Origin of the sequence: Vibrio sp. S234-5, from assembly GCF_000960595.1 — a bacterium.
GTDB lineage: Bacteria > Pseudomonadota > Gammaproteobacteria > Enterobacterales > Vibrionaceae > Vibrio.
Genome location: NZ_JZAM01000181.1, coordinates 55,194 through 74,238, shown reverse-complemented (window position 1 = coordinate 74,238; position 19,045 = coordinate 55,194). Strand labels below are relative to the sequence as shown.

The window sequence follows — 19,045 nt, the reverse complement described above, 5'->3', positions numbered from 1 at the left end:
AACTCTGGAATAATGGGACTAATTCAAGGGTGATAATGACCGTTATTTGAAGAAAAGTCGCTTTTAATTAGTGGTTTGCTGATTTCTGTTTTTATTTTTTGTTTGGAATAATTTATTTAATCTTTTTGAGGTTTAGTGATGTCTGTTATCAATAAAATCGTCGCAAGACGAACTCAGCTGTCACAAAGTGGCCGATTGATTGGCGATTGGATTGTAGAAAATGCAGAAAAAGCGGCGCAATTAACCAGCCAAGAGCTGGCAGAGCAGGCACAAGTGAGCCAATCGAGCATCGTCAAGTTTACTCAGCGACTCGGCTTTAAAGGTTACAGCGCATTTAAGCTCGCTCTGACGGAAGAAATTGGCCGCAAGCAAGCAATGCAGGCCACGCCGTTGCACAGCGATATTCTGGCCGATGATCCGCTGGCGGTGATTGCGCAAAAGCTGATTAAAGCCAAAACTGACGCGATGTTCCAAACCACTAATGCGCTTTCTTATGACGCGTGCCATCAGGCGGTGCAGTGGTTAAGTGAGGCAAGGCGCGTGCAGATTGTCGGCATTGGGGGTTCTGCGTTAACGGCGAAAGACCTCAGTTATAAGCTGCTTAAACTCGGCATCACCACCTTGGCCGAGCAAGACAGCCATGTGCAGATCGCGGTGGCGCGCACCTTGAGCGAACAAGATGTGCAAATTGCCATCTCGTTCTCTGGAGAGCGCAAAGAGATCTTGGTGGCGGCCGAAGCGGCCAGAGAACAGGGAGCGAAAGTGATCGCGCTCAGCTCACCGAAAAAAAGCCGACTGCGCCAAATCGCAGACATGACCTTCGACACCATCGCCGATGAAACCGAGCATCGCAGCTCGGCGATTGCCTCACGCAGCGCGCAAAACGTGATTACTGACCTGCTGTTTATCTCGCTGGTGCAATTTCTCGATGAGAGCGCAAGGCAGATGATCAGCGACATCTCCTCCGATATTCGCCAGATATGGTAATAGCCGCATGAACGGCTTCAAGCGCATGCGGCTTAGTGCACCACTGGGGGCTACTTTTGCGAAGTCGCAGGCAGTTCCAGCACAAATACCAACCGTGGCCAAACTCTTGGCAGGTAGCTGGCGATAGAGAAGATCGGATGGGCCGTCACTTGAGGAAAATTCAGCGTATCGGGCCAATGGCTGTCGCCGCCACGCAGGCCAGATTCACTCACCGAGAAAGAAAAGGCTGGTAAACGAGTCATCACATTCACCTCACATCGTTAGTCAGACGGGCTCACGCGAGCCCGTCTGGTTTTCATGTTGAGCTCAAGCGATTATTTTTCGCTCTCCACTTCGACGTGATCGCTTACCATCGCTTCGGTCGTGATCATCAACCCGGCGATGGAGGCAGCGAACTGCAACGCCGAACGGGTCACTTTGGCCGGATCCAGAATGCCCATCTCGATCATGTTGCCAAATTCTCCCGTCGCCGCGTTGTAACCGTAGTCGGCGTCGCCCGATTTAACCGCGTTCGCCACCACGGAACCTTCGTCACCCGCGTTGATTGCAATTTGACGTAGCGGCTCTTCCATCGCACGCAGCGCAACACGAATACCGACGTTTTGATCGTCGTTGTCACCTTTGAGATCCGCCAGTTCTTTAGCGATCTTGGTCAGCGCCACGCCACCACCAGCAACAATGCCCTCTTCCACTGCCGCGCGAGTAGCATGCAGCGCGTCATCTACCCTGTCTTTCTTCTCTTTCATCTCCACTTCGGTGGCCGCGCCGATCTTGATCAGCGCAATACCGCCAGAGAGCTTAGCGATACGTTGTTGCAGCTTCTCTTTGTCGTATGATGACGTGGTGGTCTCGATCTGTTTTTGCAGCGTCGCCACGCGATCTTCGATCGCATGCGCCTGCGCACTACCGCCCACAATGGTGGTGGTGTCTTTGGTGATGGTCACCTTCTTCGCGCTACCCAACTGCTCTAGCGTCACTTTTTCAAGCTCTAGACCAATCTCTTCCGAGATGAGTGTACCTGCGGTCAGCACCGCAATGTCTTCCATCATCGCTTTGCGATTGTCGCCAAAGCCCGGCGCTTTCACCGCTGTCGCACGTACGATGCCACGCATATTGTTCACCACCAGCGTCGCCAACGCTTCGCCTTCGATATCTTCGGCAATGATCAACAGCGAGCGGGAAGATTGCGCAATGGCTTCCAGTACTGGCAAGAGCTCACGGATGGTGCTGATTTTTTTGTCCACCAGCAGAATGTAAGGGTTGTCGAGCTCAACACAGCCTTTTTCTTGGTTGGTAATGAAGTACGGCGACAGGTAGCCGCGATCAAACTGCATGCCTTCAACGACAGACAGCTCGTTAGCCAGCCCTTGGCCCTCCTCCACGCTTATCACACCGTTGCGACCCACTTTCTCCATCGCTTCGGCAATGATTTCACCAATCGCACGATCGCTGTTGGCGGAAATGCTACCTACTTGGGTGATCGACTCTTTATCGCTGCAAGGTTTCGACATTTCACGTAATTTCGCTACCGCTGCCTCGGTGGCTTTGTCGATACCGCGTTTCAGATCCATCGGGTTCATGCCAGAAGCGACCGCTTTAAGCCCTTCATTGATGAAAGATTGTGCCAGCACCGTTGCGGTGGTAGTACCATCACCCGCTTCGTCGTTCGCTTTGGACGCTACTTGTTTCACCATCTGCGCGCCCATGTTTTCAAATTTGTCTTTTAGCTCAATCGCTTTTGCCACAGAAACACCATCTTTGGTGATGGTGGGTGCGCCGTAAGATTTATCCAGCACCACATTGCGCCCTTTTGGCCCGAGCGTTACCTTGACAGCGTCCGCCAGCAAGTTCACCCCTTTCAGCATTTTTTGACGCGCATCATTGGCAAATAAAACCTCTTTTGCAGCCATAGTAATCTCCTCAAAAACGACTCAAAAATGATTACTCAACAATTGCCAACACATCTGATTCAGAGAGAATCAGATACTCTGTGCCGTCAATTTTTTCGCTTTTCACGCCATAACCGTCGTTGAAAATAATTTTCTCACCCACTTTGACATCCATCGCCGCGCGCTCACCATTGTCCAGACGTTTACCAGCGCCCACCGCAATCACCTTGCCGCGGTTTGATTTTTTCACCGATTGAGCAGTGAGAACGATTCCCCCTTCAGATTTGTTTTCCACCTCTTGTCTCTCAACAATCAGCTTGTCATTTAAAGGACGAATATTCATTTGCTAGTGCCTCCTACTTAGCATAAAAAATAAAAGACAGAGTTGATTAGATTGATGAAGCAAGCCATTGCTATCTCGCTTCAGTGCAATAAATAGGGCCGGAAAAATCGCTTTCAAGACCATTTTTTAATAAAAAAATTTTGTCGGATTCATAAAACATCTTTGCCAAAGAGCGCGTGATCAAACCGATTTTCAGCAGATTTTGGCTAAAACAGCCACGATTCATCAGCGACTGTTTGTCATTCTGCCTTGCGTAAGTTCAGAACAGATTCAAACCAAACACACCGCGGACATCGATAAGCACCTGCTGAGTTTTGCCTTGCGCAATCTGGCTGCCCAAGCGCAGTATCTCAATCAATTGCGCTTTGTCATCCAAGTAACGCTGGCGGCGCTCGCGGATCGGTTTGAGCAACTCTTGTAAACACTCTTCCAGTATTTTCTTGGTCGTGCCATCGCCCAGACCACCGCGCTGATACTGCTCTTTCAACTGAGCCACATAGGCATGATCGGGATGAAAAGCATCCAGATAAGTAAACACCACGTTGCCTTCGATTTGCCCCGGATCGTCAACGCGTAAGTGGTTAGGATCGGTGTACATCGATTTGACCGCCGCGCGGATCTCTTGCTCACTGGCGCCAAGATTGATGGCGTTACCCATGGATTTAGACATCTTGTTTTTGCCATCGGTGCTGGGTAAACGCGGTGCATTGCTCAGCAGCGCACGACACTCAAGCAGCACGTCGCTTCCTGCCAGACTGTTGATCTTGCGTACAATTTCATTGGTTTGTTCCAGCATGGGCAGTTGATCATCTCCCACTGGAACCAGCGTAGCGCGAAACGCGCTGATGTCAGCCGCCTGTGAAATTGGATAGGTCAGAAAGCCCGCTGGAATGGAACGGCCAAAGCCTTTGCTATGGATCTCATTCTTCACTGTCGGGTTTCTTTCCAAGCGGGCGATGGAAACGAGATTGCTGTAATACATGGTAAGCTCTGCCAACGCGGGCAATTGCGACTGCAAACAGATGGTGGTTTGCAGAGGATCAATGCCCACCGCCAAGTAGTCGGCGACCACATTCAAAATATTGCTCGACACCTTCTCCGGTTGATGGGCGTTATCGGTCAGCCCCTGCATATCGGCCACTAAAATGGTCTGCTGATGGATGCTTTGCAGCGCAACGCGCTGTTGCAACGAGCCGACATAATGACCGAGGTGCAACGGCCCAGTGGCTCTATCGCCAGTTAAAATGATTTCGCTTTGAGTTTCAGTTTTTGTTGATTGCATGGGTTATCTCCAAGTTAAAAGGACGCTACTGGAGATAAAAAGAGAGTGATCTTTAGCTACCTTCCAGCAGCTAAAGAATGTAAGCATTCCGCGCCGCTCTAGAGAGAGCGCCACCAGAAGAAAACGGACGTTAAGCTATTGATCATATTCATAGCCAACGACACTAACAAGAATCGGCTGATGCAGCAAGTCACGCCGTTATCCAGCGCAGTAATTCGGCACTGATGAACAGCCCAGTGCCATAAACCAGATGGGTGATAAAGCTTAAAACGCGTGCTTGCCAAGGCATTGGCGTTTTACTGGCGGCCACGCCAAATCCCAAGCAGGGCTGAATCAACAAAAATGGCACACACAAGGTGGCCATGCCAATGACAACGGCTTCGTCCAAAGACGGCTCAGCAAGCCAGTGTTCACCCGCCCACCAAATGAGAAGAAAGGCGAAGGCGATGCCAATCGCGTAATGCAGTAACCATCCGAGTAGTTGTTCACCCGCCACTTTGGGCGTTTGTAAAATGGTGTCATGCATCCATTTTCCCTCTGGGATCCACAGAATCCAGCGTGCAACTAAGGCATAATTGAGCGAGGCGATGCCAAATACGTTGCGTTGAATCCACGACCAGCCGTCCATTAGCAATGTTGCTCCAAGACCAATAAAAATCGCTTGCAGCCCGATCATCGTATCCATTCCATTCTCCTTCTTTAGGCTAAAAATTGGCTTGTTGTTTATCAACTTGCATGGTACGACTTGAAGCTCACTTTAAGTCAATGGACAATTTTATGGATATTGCCGAGGTTACTAAGCTATCTGGTCTTCCCGCCTCGACACTGCGCTACTACGAACAATTGGGGCTGATTACTTCGATTGGACGAAGTGGGCTAAGGCGCCAATACGCTCCCAATGTGCTGGAGAAACTGAACCTGATTTCTCTGGGAAGGTTGGCCGGATTATCACTCAACGACATTGCCGCCATGCTAGCGACATCATCGCAAGATATGCTGGTCATTGATCGCGAAATGCTAAGCAACCAGGCCCAAGAGATCGATGCACAGATCAAACGGCTTAAAGCGGTGCGAGACAGTTTAAATCATGTCGCAAACTGCCCTCACTCTTCTCATTTGACCTGCCCTTCATTCCAAAAACTGATGAAATCGGTAAAACGTCATTTACCCGAACTGAAAAAGTGATCAACGCCATGAATGACTTCGACAAAATTAGCTCACCAATCGAAGCTCGTATCTCGACGGGTTTTGCCAAGATCAACACCGCAATGCGTAGCAAAGCTTGGGAACATGCTGCGGCCAATGGTCTGACCCCAACGCAGACCGAAATTCTCTCGCTGCTTGCGGTACGCAGCGTGCCACTGCGTCTGTCTGCGATTGCTCAGCAACTTGCCATTACCCCAGCGACGGCGAGCGATGCCGTTGCAGCATTAGTGACAAAAGGTTTGATAGCAAAAGGGCCTGCAATCGATGATAAACGCGCCCTATCGATCACCTTAACTGAAGCAGGAAGCTCCATGGCCGCGTCGGCAAACCTGAGCCTATTTCTTGGCAGTGCCACCCAAATGCTGAGCGAAAATGAAAAAGTGATGCTGTTAAGGCTTATCATCAAGATGGTCAGACAGCTCCAAGATCAAGGCGATATTGCGTTGAATCGCATGTGCGTCACTTGCCAGTATTTTGGTAAAAACCAGGAACACAGTGTTTCTCAACCGCACTATTGCCACCTAGTCAATGCCCCCTTTGGCGACCAACATTTGCGGCTTGACTGCCCTGAACACGAAGAGGCACAGCTCGCAGAGCAGCTTAAGACGTAGCCGCAGTTTACTCACCCCTGATGTTTTCATGACAGACATCTGTCTTGACGTACATGCTTAGGAGTCCTAACGTTTTGCCTTAGGGATGCACCGCAAGTTCTATGGTCGTTTGATTTGAAAAGACGGTCGTTTGAAGAGACCTTGGCCGTTTGAAGAGACAATGTCAAACAAGCAGCCAGCTCACATTAGCGGGATATTTCTCTGTCGTCAGTGACCTGAACTCGCTGACGGCTAAAAAAGTGGGAATCAAGTGAGTTTGCCGACCGTCCTGACTCCCATCCCTCAAGCAAAAAGTAGAGAGACCTGAATTATGACAATAAAAGCAACTTTTTACCACGCAGGCTGCCCTGTTTGTGTCACCGCTGAAGAGCAGTTAGCCAGTGCCCTTGACCCAAAACAATTCGACGTCGAAGTGGTTCATTTTGGCAAAGAGAGTGGGCGCATTAGCGAAGCCGAACGACTGGGTGTGAAATCGGTCCCAGCCTTAGTGATCGACGGTAACGTCTTCCACATCAATTACGGTGCATCACTTGAACAAGTGAAAAACGGTTAATAAGCAAAATCGGTGGGCATGAAAAAGGTCCACCGAATTGTCCACGATACCAGTCAGCAATAAGACACTTGTTCATTCAATCAAATTGAGAAGGTAGATTATGAAAAAGAACCCCAAACTCACTACAGCTGCGGGTGCGCCCGTTGTAGACAACCAGAATATTATGACCGCTGGCCCCCGTGGCCCCGCACTTCTTCAGGACATTTGGCTTATTGAAAAACTCGCTCACTTTGACCGAGAAGTGATTCCCGAGCGACGCATGCATGCTAAAGGTTCGGGGGCCTATGGTACGTTTACCGTCACCCAAGACATTACCCGCTACACTCGTGCTAAGTTATTTAGCCAAGTAGGTAAAAAAACCGACCTCTTTTTGCGTTTTTCGACCGTTGCAGGAGAGCGAGGCGCGGCGGACGCAGAGCGCGACATTCGCGGTTTCGCAGTGAAGTTCTACACCGAGGAAGGTAACTGGGACTTGGTGGGAAACAACACGCCGATCTTTTTCATGCGTGATCCACTGAAGTTTCCCGATTTGAATCATGCAGTAAAACGCGATCCGCGAACCAATATGCGATCGGAAAAGAACAATTGGGATTTTTGGACTCTGCTTCCTGAATCCTTGCATCAGGTAACCATCATTATGTCTGACCGAGGCATCCCAGCCAGTTACCGCCATATGCATGGTTTTGGATCGCACACCTTCAGTTTCATCAATGCGCAAATGGAACGTTTTTGGGTCAAATTTCACTTTCGTACCCATCAGGGCATCAAAAACCTGACCAACGAAGAAGCGGAGGCGATCATCAGTAAAGATCGCGAAAGCCATCAACGCGACCTGTATGAATCAATTGAAAATGGCGATTTTCCCAAATGGACCGTATACATTCAGGTCATGCCAGAGAAAGAGGCTGCACAAGTCCCGTACAACCCGTTTGATCTGACCAAAGTCTGGCCGCACAAAGACTACCCACTGATCGAAGTGGGCGTTTTGGAACTCAACCGCAACCCAGATAACTACTTTGCCGAGGTTGAGCAAGCCGCCATGAATCCTGCCAACGTCGTACCGGGCATCAGCTTTTCACCCGATCGTATGCTGCAAGCCCGACTTTTTTCTTACGGCGACACCCAGCGCTATCGGATCGGTGTGAATCATCACCAAATCCCAGTCAATGCGCCGCGATGTCCGGTGCATGGATATCACCGTGATGGACCAATGCGTGTTGATGGCAACTTCGGTTCCACCATTGGTTATGAGCCCAACAGTTATGGCCAATGGCAAGAACAACCGGACTTCCGCGAGCCGCCTTTATCGATTGAAGGGGCCGCCGATCACTGGAATCACAGAGAGGACACCGATTACTTCTCCCAAGTGGGAAATCTGTTCCGCTTAATGAAGAAAGATGAGCAACAAAGACTGTTCCAAAACACCGCCGATGCAATGGGCAATGCGCCAGAGGAGATAAAACGTAGGCACATCGCCAACTGCCTGCAAGCCGATTTGCGCTATGGTGAAGGGGTCGCCAACGCTCTTGGGTTGACACTTTAACTTTACTGCTCGCTGTGATAACGCTAAGTGGCATGAAACAAAAAGCCCTGAACTTCACGCCTCAGGGCTTTATTTTGGTCAGTTCAACCACAAAAAGAGCAACTTACGCCTTGCCGACTTTAAACGAACCCGCATACTTATCCAGTGTTTGCGAAAGCGCAGTCAAGGTTTTACTGGTGTCTTCCAGTTGTTGGCTAGCGCTCAGCCCCTCTCTCACTGACTCATTGAGCGAGTCCATATTCAAGTTGATCTCTTTCGTTACGCTCGATTGCTGCTCGGTGGCGGTTGCCACTTGGGTATTGAGATCTAAAATCGAAGAGACTTGAGACGCGATGGTTCTGATCGCTTGCTGCGCTTCGAGCGTGGCTTCTGCACCTTTGATGGTCAGTTCACGGCTGGCGTTCATCGCCGTCACCGCACTTTTCGCTTCGGCTTGTAAATGGTCAATCATGGTCTGGATTTCACCGGTCGATTGCGCTGTTTTGGTTGCCAGATTTCTCACTTCATCGGCCACCACAGCAAAACCGCGCCCAGCTTCACCAGCCCTTGCGGCTTCAATCGCCGCGTTAAGTGCCAGAAGGTTAGTTTGTTCGGAAATACCGCGAATCACATCCAAAATCGACTCAATAGATTGTGTTCTATCCGCCAGCGCCACCACCACATTAGCAGTGTTGTTCATTTCATCAGTTAAGTTGCTGATGGTTTCGGTGGCAAACTGCAAAACCGCACTGCTGTTGGCGGTCTCTTTATTTACATTACCCGCCGCCTGCGCCGCCCCTGCGGCATTGGTGGAAATTTCATTGATGGTCGATACCATCTCATTCATCGATGTCACCACCAGTGTGGACTGTTCGTTCTGCAGATCGCCGCGAGTCAGCGCTCGCACCGACTGCTCACGCACCACATTGGCCGACTGATTGAGTTCGCTGCCAGTACGCACGACCTGCTGAATAATGTCATTGATTTTCGAGACAAACGTGTTGAATGCGGTTGAGATATGAGCGATTTCGTCATTGCCCTTAACGGGCAAGCGCATGGTTAAGTCGCCATCGCCTTGAGAAATATCTTCAAGCGCACTTTGCAAACGAGTCAGAGGCTGGAACAGTTTGGTCATCAAGCCCGCCAACACCACAATACACAGCACGAACATACCGCAAGTAGTCGCCAATTGGGTAACGATGATGCCCATCGCCGCCGAGTCGACTTCGGTGATCGGCACGCCGATGTCTAATGTTCCATAGAGTTTGCCGTTAACATAAATCGGCGACATGATGTCGTAGGTCCACACTTTCTGTACATCGGCATACCATTTCGAGTGCTGCACCACACCTTGTGTCGCGCCAAGCACCGTGTACTCATCCTTGTAGACTTTATTGATTTTTTGCTTGTCACTGTGCGCGACCGCCGCCACGTTTTTGTCGATCACTATCGCGTAAGCGATGTCCGCACGATGGCTGAGCGTCGTCACCATCTCTTGCAGATCGTCAATCGGCTGCTTGGAGTTTTCTAAAATGTACTCAGCGTGCAGAGCCATTTGTGACCCTTTCGCTTTCGAGTTAATCAAAATGACGTTATTGATCTCTTGATACGAGACGTAAGACGTCGAGATGGCACTGGCAATCGCAGCCAAGGCGAACATGGCCACCACAACCGCTAAGATGAGTCTTTTCATATTTCCTCCTGCCTCACTCACTTCACTGTGCAGAGATAGCAAGGCAAACAACATTATTTAAAAGAATTGCGTGCTTGACGATAAATTCAGTACCAACAGAGCAAAGTAGTCATCCCGACTATCGGCAGCAAATTGTTGATAGAAACTGAGTTAAAGCACTAAATTTTAACATATAAATCCTTACAAATTAGACATCAATCTTGTGGAATGAGGGACTTGGATCTCATTGTTATAAAACAATGTCAATAAGCCGAATGGGGGCATCTAGGCTGCCAACTAAACGCCGCATTTTGAGTAATTAAGATCGGTCGCATGTCGAAATTATTCAATACTGGCTCGGCACGAAAAGTTTATTGTGTATTTCACAACCACAGAGGAGAAATACAATGACTTTACGTGCCAACTACTTCGGGCTTGCGGCCAAAGGAATGCAGATTCTGCTGGAACAGGAAAACTATTTGCGAGAGCAGTTTCGTGCTTCCGAAACCGTGACGGTAGAAATTTGGGAACTGGTCAAACTGCGCGTATCGCAGATCAACCAGTGCGCTTTCTGTATTGATATGCACAGCAAAGATGCGATGGCGGCTGGCGAAAGTGTCGAACGTATATTAGGGTTAAACGCTTGGCGTGACATGCCTTTGTATACAGATAGCGAAATCGCCGCACTAGAGTGGGCTGAACATTTAACGGCGGGAAAAAAGGTCGACGCTGAGTGTTATGATAAAGTGGTCAGCGCGTTCGGTGAAAAAACGTTGGTTGATTTGACCATCGCCATCAACGCTATCAATAGTTGGAATCGCATTGTGAAAGTGTTTAAACCCGAGGTAGGCAGCTATAAACCACAGTAAATCTCACCAGTCCGCGTTCAACTTTCAACTGTCCCAACCCTCGGGGCAGTTGTCTGTATTGGTGCAAGGCATTTGGTCGGCTTCTGTCTGCGAACTGCACAGCGAACCTGTCATAAAACCTCTGTACACCGATGCAGGCAGCGGCATTGTGTTCCATCTCGGCGGCGAAGTAACACTGGGAGAAAAGCCGCTCACTCACGGCGTGCTCGTTTCGCCCGTAGAAAAGCAATCACAGCAGATCACGCTCTTTCCCGGCGCGACACTGGCCGGTATCCGCTTTCATCCCGCCATCGGCTATGGCGTGTTAGGTCAGCATTTTGACCGTCTCACCTTACTCGAGAGGCCAGAGGATCAGCGCTTTCGACTGTATGACTTGTACGACACACTGCAATCACACAGCGACAACGCAAGCCGGATTGACACGCTTTACACATGGCTTAACGACAATGTTCAGCGAACTGATCTCATACCAAGCTCACTTGAGCAGGCTCTCGAATGCATTCAGCTCGATATCACGCTAGGAGAATTAGATGAACAAATTGCCCTAAGTCAGCGGCAAATCGAGCGCCTGTTTAAACACTGGATGGACATGACACCCAAGCAGTATCAGCGCATTTTGAGAGTGAAAAAAGCCATCGACTATTTACGCCAGTACAAGTGCGCCCGTCTCGTGGAGGTTTCACAACAGTTTGGCTTTAGTGATCAAGCTCATATGACCCGCGAGTTTCGCGCAATCGCACGGATAACGCCCGGAAAACTATGAGCGCTGCGCGATTTGCTTCATTGGTGAATCATCGGGTAGAACTTGCTTGATAGAGGGAATTCTAGGTTATTGATTTGTATTGATAAAACGTTCTGCGGTGGCAAACAAACTGTCACACTTTTTTTTCTGCTTTACATAATCAGGTGAACCTTCTGGGAGAGCATCGAGTACTTCTTTCGCACTGTTATATTCTCCAACCATCACCGCGAATCGAACTTCAAAATCCGCTTTACGCATTTTCTTTGCTGTTTTCTTCACTGGTTTTTTCATATCTATTCCCCTAATTATAGTTCCCAAAGTTTTTTGTTTTCGCGTTCCAACAGAATCTCTTCGATTTTTTTTCTTACTTTATGAAGATTGTCAGGCTTTTCATCTTTAATGCTGATTCTACTTTTATCCGCCTTAGCGTTACAGCGATCTACTTTACTCTTCAACGTTCAATCTCCTTGGTTGTCAGAGATATAAAAGCTTCCCAAGACCAAGCCCTGTGAATCTCTAATTTCGCCTGAATGAGTTAACTCGCAATATGAAAAATCTAAGTCAAAAAAATCTGTTGTGACTTTGGGTAAAATATGACGCTTTAATGCATCACTATTTAGCTGATTGATGGTGGATGACCAAGAGGTCTTATTGTGGTGTAGGCAATAATTGATTTTGAACAATGAATTGTTGTCCTTTTGGTATTTGTTGCTCACGCAAAACGTAATACCAATATGTTTTACGATTAGCTCTTCGAGTCATTTAACTCCTTACTGCACATGAGAAAACAAGATCTCGCCTTAACTAGGCATAGGCGAGATCTCACGAAAAGCGCTTACAGAACAGTAACGTTAGCCGCTTGTGGGCCTTTGTTGCCTTGTTCGATACTGAAAGATACTTTTTGACCTTCAGCTAGAGTTTTGAAACCGTTGCTTGTGATAGAACGGAAGTGAACAAAAAGATCAGCACCGCCGTTATCTGGAGTGATAAAGCCAAAACCTTTAGTTTCGTTAAACCATTTAACTAGGCCAGTTGTATTATTTGACATATAAATCTCGATAAATTAATGAATTTAAAAAATGAAGCTACTAAGTGAGGAATGAAGAAAAAGGTATCGCAGGATGAATATGACAAATCAAATCAATAAAACTGGGAGATCTTGAACTAAATATTCTTTTTAATAGCTCGCTACTTGAGCTGCCGCTACTATACACTAAGTACGTACAATAGATATCTATTTCTTAATTTATTTTAAAAAGTTAACACAATCAATGATTTAAGATTATTCCCTATGGCACAATCAAACATTGAACAGCTACCTTATGGCTGACTGACTCATTCAAGATATTTATCTTTCTGCTTTGAGTAGACGTCATCTCTGACTTGTTCAATCTCTTGCCATATCTTTTCAGCGAGCTCAGCATTGGCTTCCATAAACTGGTGGCTAAATACCAAGTAGTAATCTTTCGTCGTGATGGCTGGCTCCACCTGCTTTACGTTTGATAGGTTGTGAATGGCAATATACTGCTGGGCCATCGTATCTTGAATCGCCATGGCAGAAATGCGTTTAAGCTCCAACATTTGGAACAGCTGTTCTGTGGTTTTGACCTCCTGTACTTTGAGCTGCATTTTCTTCAACTCATTGACAATAGAAAACCCCAAGTGAGCGCCTATCTGTTGTTCAGTATCGGCAAGTTTTTCTCCATCCCAGTCCAACGTTTTATCTGCCAGCGTGTAGAAATAGTACCCAATGGTGGCGATGCGCTTTGTGCCATCGGGCAGATCGCCGTTCATCGGATAACGCGCATATTGTGCACGCTGCGCGTTGTAGGAAAAAATAAATCCGCCATCGACGTGACCAGAATCTATGTTTTGTAAAGCACGTTTGCCCGGCAGTCGAACATATTCAATTTTCAGATCAAGTTTTGATGCAACATGGTCAAGCACATCCAAAGCCAATCCGGGAGGATTCGCCACTTCAGAGACATTGCCCATCAGAAACGGGTAAGCCTCAAGATCTGAATAGGTTAACCGAATAGTCGTCGTAGCTGAAACAGGCAAGGTCACGAAGACAATCAAAGCAAAAGTGCATAACCGACGAATAAAGTGAACCATGTGCGCTCCCCCTTCACTGATGTAAAGAAAGCATAGGAGGTGAAAGTACGAATATCCATAAGCCATCCACTCTCTTGCTACAAGCCGCTCACTTTCCTACCTTTAAAAACGTTCTTTGACCATGCGATAGGAGTGGCTGCACCGTATATGGCGGATTTTGAAAGGGTTAAAACATAGCTGAATCAATAAGCTTTCGTTGTAGCTAACAGCTATCACAAAATCATACTGTTTTTATGTACAGCTCTTTGGTTTTGCGTATTATCTCTGGCTTAAAACGCAATTTGAAGATCTAACAATGAATATCACTTTAGAAAAAGGCATTCGAGAAATCGTCGAAGAATTCATTTCTAACGGTAAGCCTTGCCCATCAAAACAGACTATTTCACAACGCCGTTCGGGTTATTTAGCCAGCACAGTATTAGCGGGTGACAGCCCTGAAATGGAGGAAGAGTTTATTGATGAGTTAGGTGGCATTCCGATTAAAGTTTATAAACCCACGCTACAGAACGATATGCCAATCACGATCTATTTTCATGGCGGCTGCTTTATTAGTGGCGGTTTTGCAACGCATGACGCGCAATTAAGGCAGTTGGCCTATTTATCCAACACGATAGTCATTTGTATTCAGTACCGATTAGCGCCTGAGTACACCTATCCGAGCGCTCACGACGACGTATTTCAAGCCACATTAGCCATCAAAGATCACGGCCATCAATACGGCGCTAATACGGATAAGATCGTTTTTGTCGGCGACAGTGCGGGTGGACAGTTGGCATTGACAACGACGCTGCGCTTAAAGAATAAGAATTTGTGGCTACCTAAAAAACAGATATTGATCTATCCGATGGTCGACCCTTTGGGAAAATCGGAGAGCTACCTGCAAAACGGAACCGATTTTGTGATTACCGCGCCAATGCTGCTTTCTGGTTTTCAGCTTTATGCAGAAAATTCTCAACAACTCATGAATGAGCCAGAACTCAATGTGCTGGCGAGAAATGATTTTCACGGATTGCCGCCAACGTTAATTATTACCGCTGAGTTTGATCCTCTGCGAGATGAAGGTGAACAGTTGTATCGCTCCCTGATTTCGCAAGGTGTGGAAGCTTACTGTGAACGTTATTTAGGCGTCATTCATGGCTTTTATCAGTTATCTGGAGTCTGTGAATCTGCGAAACGTTGTATTAGAAGCATTGCCAACATGATCAAAAATTGAACACTCAAGATATTAAAATATGTTATTTTTCTGTAAGTAAAATTCGGAACTGCATTTATTACCCCTACCGAGTGTGACCGAAGATCAATAATATCTTTTTTTACCTAGAATGATTTTATAAACTTTGAATAATCAGCAAGTCTTAAAAAAATTATAATCTCAGAATGAGGAAAAATAATGAAAAATGGCTTGTTAATTCTTACTACCTTGGCGGTATTGTCTGGGTGTGGTGGTGATAATAGTGGGGATTGCGCGGCAGATACCAAGGTAGTACACGTTAAAAATAGTTCTGTTAATCGCGACAGTTACCACTTTTTCCGTAATACATGCAATGACCTAACGTACACTGGCAACTTTAATTCGGAGGACATTTGGGGCTACAAGACAAATCTGCCGTATACCGGATACTGGTCGCACAACATGCAAACGTATCAATTAAAGCGTACGGATAACAGTTTTAATCTTTCTGTCAGCCTTCCCCGCTTGCCAGATAATGATGAAAAATCCCAAGGTGCATTAGTCTGTACTATCGATATCTCAGTAGAGGGTTTTTACGATGAGACCCGTGTTGATATTGGTGACCATTATATTAACAAGCTCTGTTATCAAAAGAACAATGAGCAGCCTATTATTGCACAATATAATATCGATTATGAAACATTGACAAAATCCGAAGTCGCTAAATTAACCAGTATTGTCCTGCAAGGTAATCCAACAAAAAGTGATTTTACTAAAGCGATGAGTAGTGACAAGTTAATGTTATGTAACGTAGCCAACGATGAAGAAATAGAAAAAACGGAGTGCGCTAAATAGTATTTTCGCTTCCATTTTCTACTATTGATTACACCGACAAACTAGCGATGCGATTTACTTAATCCACTGCCGTAAATGAGTAAGTCAACAAGCACCGTTAATCTCAGCAGGCTACGTTTCTAACGGCCTGCTTTTCCGTCTCAAGCCTGCCAGAACTAAAACAAAACCCTTGCCTCTTTTGCTTTGCATAGTGTGAGCAGAATAAACAAATTGGCACTCAATCCATAAGTTTATGTGACATAAGTTGCTCAACATTTTACGCAAGTCATTGTACATTATGCATCGCCTGGAATAACAGTTACCGCGTTGGTATGCGGCTACTGCATGTTAGACAAATAAGGAGATTTGATGAACAGCAAGACGAAGTGTTGGATGCTACTGCTTTTTGCCGTGGTAGCGGGTTGCAATGACAGCAGTGTCGCGAACTCAAATGAGGAGAAAGAGGCCAATCAAAACACCGGTGAAGAGAAAAAAATCACCTTTGAAACGTTTCAAGCAAGCGTATTGGACTCATTGGCAAGCGGGGATTCGTATCACGATTGTGGTGTGTCTGAACTCGATCAGGATGTGACCGACGTCTATCAATGCATTGAGGCATCGTTCAACAGCTCAACGCCCTTCTACGGTTTCGACAGGCACACTGGCGTGGATACCAAGCTCGCCTCGGCTTCCGTGATGGATGCAACTGGCATCGTCACCAACTGGTATTACGACGAGCACTGTTTGCCTGTGGGCGGTAGCTCAAGCTTAAAATGTGAAAGCTTCGTCAAATCGGCCGTTTGTGACAATCCAGTGCTGCGCACAATAGACGAGATTAAAACGCGAGAAGCGAATCATCAGTTTGAGGATCGCTTCTTCTCTTGCAGCAATCGGTAATATGCCGAGCAAACGGAGCAAATCGATTCGGGATGCGTTGCATTTGCGGCTTACAATAGGTTGAATCATGGACACGCGGCGCCGATGAAATGATCATGAACCGCTACCAGTACATCAACTATTTCAAGGAGCCTGATGTCGGCTTTAGCGATCTAGAACAACTCGCCGAACTCTCACGCGTTGTCAGTGAAAGGCTATGCAAGCAAGTTAACAAGCACCGATAAACGCATTCAGGCCGCCTTTTCAGCGGCCTTTATTCTGCTCCAAAACTTCCCCTTCCGCCTTTGTTTCCCATCGCAATGCTCAATAATGTGAGTAAAATAAACAACCTGACGCTTATATCATTAGTTTTTGTGATACAAGTTGCTTAATGTGCGATAGAAGTCGTTGTACAGTATAAGCCGCTTTAGGTAAGAGTTAGAGCGTAGTGTGTGGGTTAGTGGTAGTTTTGTTTTCAGGAGAAATAATGACAATTCCAAAAAATCACAGCTCGGATTCCGACTATGAAAGCCTGATTGGGCAACCTATTCCCGGTGGCACCTCAAGATCTGTTTATCATGTTGCTGGTCATAGTAACTGGGTAATCAAAGTAAATGAACAGTGTGGCGCTAACAAAAATGAAGCTGACTACTATTTTGATGCACTGAACAACAGTCGAAATGATGTGTTAGCGTGTATTGGAAAAATAAAGAGTATTAGTAAGTCTGGTAAATACTTAGTAATGGAATATTTGCCAGATGTTGTATCACCCGATGAAGTTGTAGTTGATGTGCCTACCGATATTGACGATCTAAAGCGCTCCAATTTTGGTGAAAATAAGGGTTCTATTAAGTTAAGAGATTACGCTATGCGAAAAGATGGAGTTCCTACTGGTTATGTAGACAAATACAAAATTGAAAGTGTAGCGATTGGAAATAACTTGAAAAATCTAGGCAATGATCTTGATGCTATATTTAACTCAGGTGACTTAGATACATAAAAAATCAGTTCCAAACATAACAAAGCATTTAAGAGTAATTCGTAACACTTGGCGGTTTTGCTTCTCTCAAGTATAGCCAAGCGCCGCTCACCTTAATGCAGCGTTATACTATTCAAGTACGGAGTTGGCGATTGAAAAAAATAAATCCATTTAAACCACATAGTCCTGTTCCTACGGCTATGTTTGCTGGGCGTATTAATGAAATAACGGCATTTGAAAAAGGGCTGCATCAGACAAAATACGGTAGCCCAAGCAATTTCCTAATTACAGGTGAACGAGGTATAGGTAAGTCATCATTACTAATGCTTTATAAACCACTAGCAAATGGTGATATAGCAACCGAGTACGGTAAGTTTAATTTTGTAACAGTTAATGCAGTTATTTCTCCAAGAACAAACCTACTCACTTTTATTAAAATCATAGAACGCAGTTTGAAGCGAGAAGTTGGGAAAATTGAGTCCGTTCGTTCGTTCTTAAACGATACATGGGCGTTTGTTCAAAGAATTAAAGTCTTGGATTCAGGTATTGAACAGTCAAGCACCACTGAAGACCCAGATCTTGTTATTGATGACTTTGTATACTCCTTGTCGGAAACGTGCAATCGTATTGCTAACCCAGAAAAAGGTGAACAAGCCAAGGATGGGATCGTTATCTTTATCGATGAAGCAGATAATTCATCATGTGATTTGCATTTAGGATATTTTCTAAAAGTAGTTACTGAAATGCTTCAGCAATATGGTTGCAACACGGTAATGTTCGTTGTGGCAGGACTGCCGGATGTAATTGAGAAATTATCATCTTCGCACGAATCTTCCTTACGTGTTTTTAATCAACTTAAAGTGAAAGAGCTAAGTCCAGAAGACCGTCACTATGTTATTGAACGTGGCATGGAAGAAGGCAATAAGCTCAACGAAGAGCAGACGACAATTTCTGCTGATGCGAAACGTCATATATCCACCTTGTCAGAAGGTTATCCTCACTTCATTCAACAGTTTGCTTATTCGGCATTTGATACAAATACGGATGGCGAAATTTCGGAAGAAGATGTGCTTAATGGAGCTTTTAATGTCGGTGGTGCTCTGGATTCTATCGGTAGCCGATATTATGCAGCTCAATACCATGAGCAAATTAAGTCAGATGATTACCGTCAAGTTTTGTCCATAATGGCCGAAAATTTAAGCTCCTGGGTCAAGAAAAGCGAAATTCGAGAAAAGTTTACGGGTAGTGACCAAACATTGACAGATGCGCTAAAGGCTTTAACCGCTCGTAAGATTATTTTGAAAAACCCATCAAAAATGGGTGAATACCGATTGCAACAACGTGGGTTTGCTCTTTGGATTAAGTTGTTCGGTAATCGCAAGAAATAATATAAC

At 46.2% G+C, this 19,045-nt stretch carries 23 protein-coding genes; 13 read left to right on the top strand and 10 right to left on the bottom strand.

The window, feature by feature from the left end; all coding sequences use genetic code 11:
• Positions 1 to 138 precede the first annotated feature (138 nt).
• Positions 139 to 987 (top strand): SIS domain-containing protein, encoded by an 849-nt coding sequence (locus UF06_RS08705; protein ID WP_045570096.1) that lies wholly within the window; start codon positions 139 to 141, stop codon positions 985 to 987.
• A 50-nt stretch (positions 988 to 1,037) separates the two neighbouring features.
• On the opposite strand, the gene UF06_RS08700 is transcribed toward UF06_RS08705, so the two are convergent.
• From UF06_RS08700 to UF06_RS08680, 5 genes are all read right to left on the bottom strand, one after another.
• The gene (locus UF06_RS08700) at positions 1,038 to 1,229 is read right to left on the bottom strand and encodes a hypothetical protein (RefSeq protein ID WP_045570095.1); all 192 of its coding nucleotides are present in this window, start codon (positions 1,227 to 1,229) and stop codon (positions 1,038 to 1,040) included.
• A 72-nt stretch (positions 1,230 to 1,301) separates the two neighbouring features.
• Entirely contained in the window at positions 1,302 to 2,897 is a 1,596-nt protein-coding gene (groL, locus tag UF06_RS08695; protein WP_045570094.1) for a chaperonin GroEL, read from the bottom strand.
• A gap of 31 nt (positions 2,898 to 2,928) precedes the next feature.
• Positions 2,929 to 3,219 carry a co-chaperone GroES gene (locus UF06_RS08690; RefSeq protein ID WP_045570093.1) on the bottom strand — a complete coding sequence of 97 codons (291 nt, stop codon included), beginning with the start codon at positions 3,217 to 3,219 and terminating at the stop codon, positions 2,929 to 2,931.
• A 259-nt stretch (positions 3,220 to 3,478) separates the two neighbouring features.
• Complete coding sequence (trpS, locus tag UF06_RS08685; RefSeq protein WP_045570092.1) at positions 3,479 to 4,501, bottom strand: tryptophan--tRNA ligase; 1,023 nt, start codon at positions 4,499 to 4,501, stop codon at positions 3,479 to 3,481.
• Between the two features lie 190 nt (positions 4,502 to 4,691).
• Positions 4,692 to 5,186 carry a DUF2938 domain-containing protein gene (locus tag UF06_RS08680; RefSeq protein ID WP_045570091.1) on the bottom strand — a complete coding sequence of 165 codons (495 nt, stop codon included), beginning with the start codon at positions 5,184 to 5,186 and terminating at the stop codon, positions 4,692 to 4,694.
• 92 nt (positions 5,187 to 5,278) lie between these two features.
• Here UF06_RS08680 and UF06_RS08675 point away from each other — a divergent pair, with 92 nt between their 5' ends.
• The 4 genes from UF06_RS08675 (at position 5,279) to UF06_RS08660 (ending at position 8,414) form a co-directional block, all read left to right on the top strand.
• Positions 5,279 to 5,686: a helix-turn-helix domain-containing protein gene (locus tag UF06_RS08675; protein WP_045570090.1), complete on the top strand. Its 408-nt coding sequence runs from the start codon at positions 5,279 to 5,281 to the stop codon at positions 5,684 to 5,686.
• An 8-nt stretch (positions 5,687 to 5,694) separates the two neighbouring features.
• A complete protein-coding gene (locus tag UF06_RS08670; RefSeq protein WP_045570155.1) occupies positions 5,695 to 6,318 on the top strand; it encodes a MarR family transcriptional regulator in 624 nt (207 codons plus the stop codon).
• A 310-nt stretch (positions 6,319 to 6,628) separates the two neighbouring features.
• Complete coding sequence (locus UF06_RS08665) at positions 6,629 to 6,871, top strand: thioredoxin family protein (RefSeq protein WP_045570089.1); 243 nt, start codon at positions 6,629 to 6,631, stop codon at positions 6,869 to 6,871.
• A gap of 100 nt (positions 6,872 to 6,971) precedes the next feature.
• Positions 6,972 to 8,414 (top strand): catalase, encoded by a 1,443-nt coding sequence (locus UF06_RS08660; protein ID WP_045570088.1) that lies wholly within the window; start codon positions 6,972 to 6,974, stop codon positions 8,412 to 8,414.
• Positions 8,415 to 8,517: 103 nt separating this feature from the next.
• On the opposite strand, the gene UF06_RS08655 is transcribed toward UF06_RS08660, so the two are convergent.
• A complete protein-coding gene (locus UF06_RS08655; protein ID WP_045570087.1) occupies positions 8,518 to 10,086 on the bottom strand; it encodes a methyl-accepting chemotaxis protein in 1,569 nt (522 codons plus the stop codon).
• 386 nt (positions 10,087 to 10,472) lie between these two features.
• Here UF06_RS08655 and UF06_RS08650 point away from each other — a divergent pair, with 386 nt between their 5' ends.
• On the top strand, positions 10,473 to 10,934 hold the full coding sequence (locus tag UF06_RS08650) for a carboxymuconolactone decarboxylase family protein (protein ID WP_045570086.1): 462 nt from the start codon (positions 10,473 to 10,475) through the stop codon (positions 10,932 to 10,934).
• A 49-nt stretch (positions 10,935 to 10,983) separates the two neighbouring features.
• Positions 10,984 to 11,697 (top strand): helix-turn-helix domain-containing protein, encoded by a 714-nt coding sequence (locus UF06_RS08645; RefSeq protein ID WP_045570085.1) that lies wholly within the window; start codon positions 10,984 to 10,986, stop codon positions 11,695 to 11,697.
• A 66-nt stretch (positions 11,698 to 11,763) separates the two neighbouring features.
• Here UF06_RS08645 and UF06_RS08640 read toward each other — a convergent pair whose 3' ends face one another.
• From UF06_RS08640 to UF06_RS24080, 4 genes are all read right to left on the bottom strand, one after another.
• On the bottom strand, positions 11,764 to 11,967 hold the full coding sequence (locus tag UF06_RS08640; protein WP_045570084.1) for a hypothetical protein: 204 nt from the start codon (positions 11,965 to 11,967) through the stop codon (positions 11,764 to 11,766).
• 14 nt (positions 11,968 to 11,981) lie between these two features.
• Positions 11,982 to 12,131, bottom strand: coding sequence for a hypothetical protein (locus UF06_RS26815; protein ID WP_171816715.1), 150 nt, complete (start codon positions 12,129 to 12,131; stop codon positions 11,982 to 11,984).
• A gap of 380 nt (positions 12,132 to 12,511) precedes the next feature.
• Positions 12,512 to 12,724, bottom strand: coding sequence for a cold-shock protein (locus tag UF06_RS08635; protein WP_039427009.1), 213 nt, complete (start codon positions 12,722 to 12,724; stop codon positions 12,512 to 12,514).
• A gap of 287 nt (positions 12,725 to 13,011) precedes the next feature.
• A complete protein-coding gene (locus tag UF06_RS24080; RefSeq protein ID WP_082069634.1) occupies positions 13,012 to 13,791 on the bottom strand; it encodes a transporter substrate-binding domain-containing protein in 780 nt (259 codons plus the stop codon).
• Between the two features lie 295 nt (positions 13,792 to 14,086).
• Here UF06_RS24080 and UF06_RS08620 point away from each other — a divergent pair, with 295 nt between their 5' ends.
• The 6 genes from UF06_RS08620 (at position 14,087) to UF06_RS08600 (ending at position 19,039) form a co-directional block, all read left to right on the top strand.
• Positions 14,087 to 15,004, top strand: coding sequence for an alpha/beta hydrolase (locus tag UF06_RS08620; protein ID WP_045570082.1), 918 nt, complete (start codon positions 14,087 to 14,089; stop codon positions 15,002 to 15,004).
• Positions 15,005 to 15,181: 177 nt separating this feature from the next.
• Complete coding sequence (locus UF06_RS08615; protein WP_045570081.1) at positions 15,182 to 15,817, top strand: hypothetical protein; 636 nt, start codon at positions 15,182 to 15,184, stop codon at positions 15,815 to 15,817.
• Between the two features lie 348 nt (positions 15,818 to 16,165).
• Entirely contained in the window at positions 16,166 to 16,693 is a 528-nt protein-coding gene (locus tag UF06_RS08610; RefSeq protein WP_045570080.1) for a hypothetical protein, read from the top strand.
• 95 nt (positions 16,694 to 16,788) lie between these two features.
• On the top strand, positions 16,789 to 16,917 hold the full coding sequence (locus UF06_RS28175) for a hypothetical protein (protein WP_264299421.1): 129 nt from the start codon (positions 16,789 to 16,791) through the stop codon (positions 16,915 to 16,917).
• A gap of 242 nt (positions 16,918 to 17,159) precedes the next feature.
• On the top strand, positions 17,160 to 17,672 hold the full coding sequence (locus UF06_RS08605; RefSeq protein WP_045570079.1) for a hypothetical protein: 513 nt from the start codon (positions 17,160 to 17,162) through the stop codon (positions 17,670 to 17,672).
• A gap of 131 nt (positions 17,673 to 17,803) precedes the next feature.
• On the top strand, positions 17,804 to 19,039 hold the full coding sequence (locus UF06_RS08600) for an ATP-binding protein (RefSeq protein WP_045570078.1): 1,236 nt from the start codon (positions 17,804 to 17,806) through the stop codon (positions 19,037 to 19,039).
• The last annotated feature ends 6 nt before the right edge of the window (positions 19,040 to 19,045 follow it).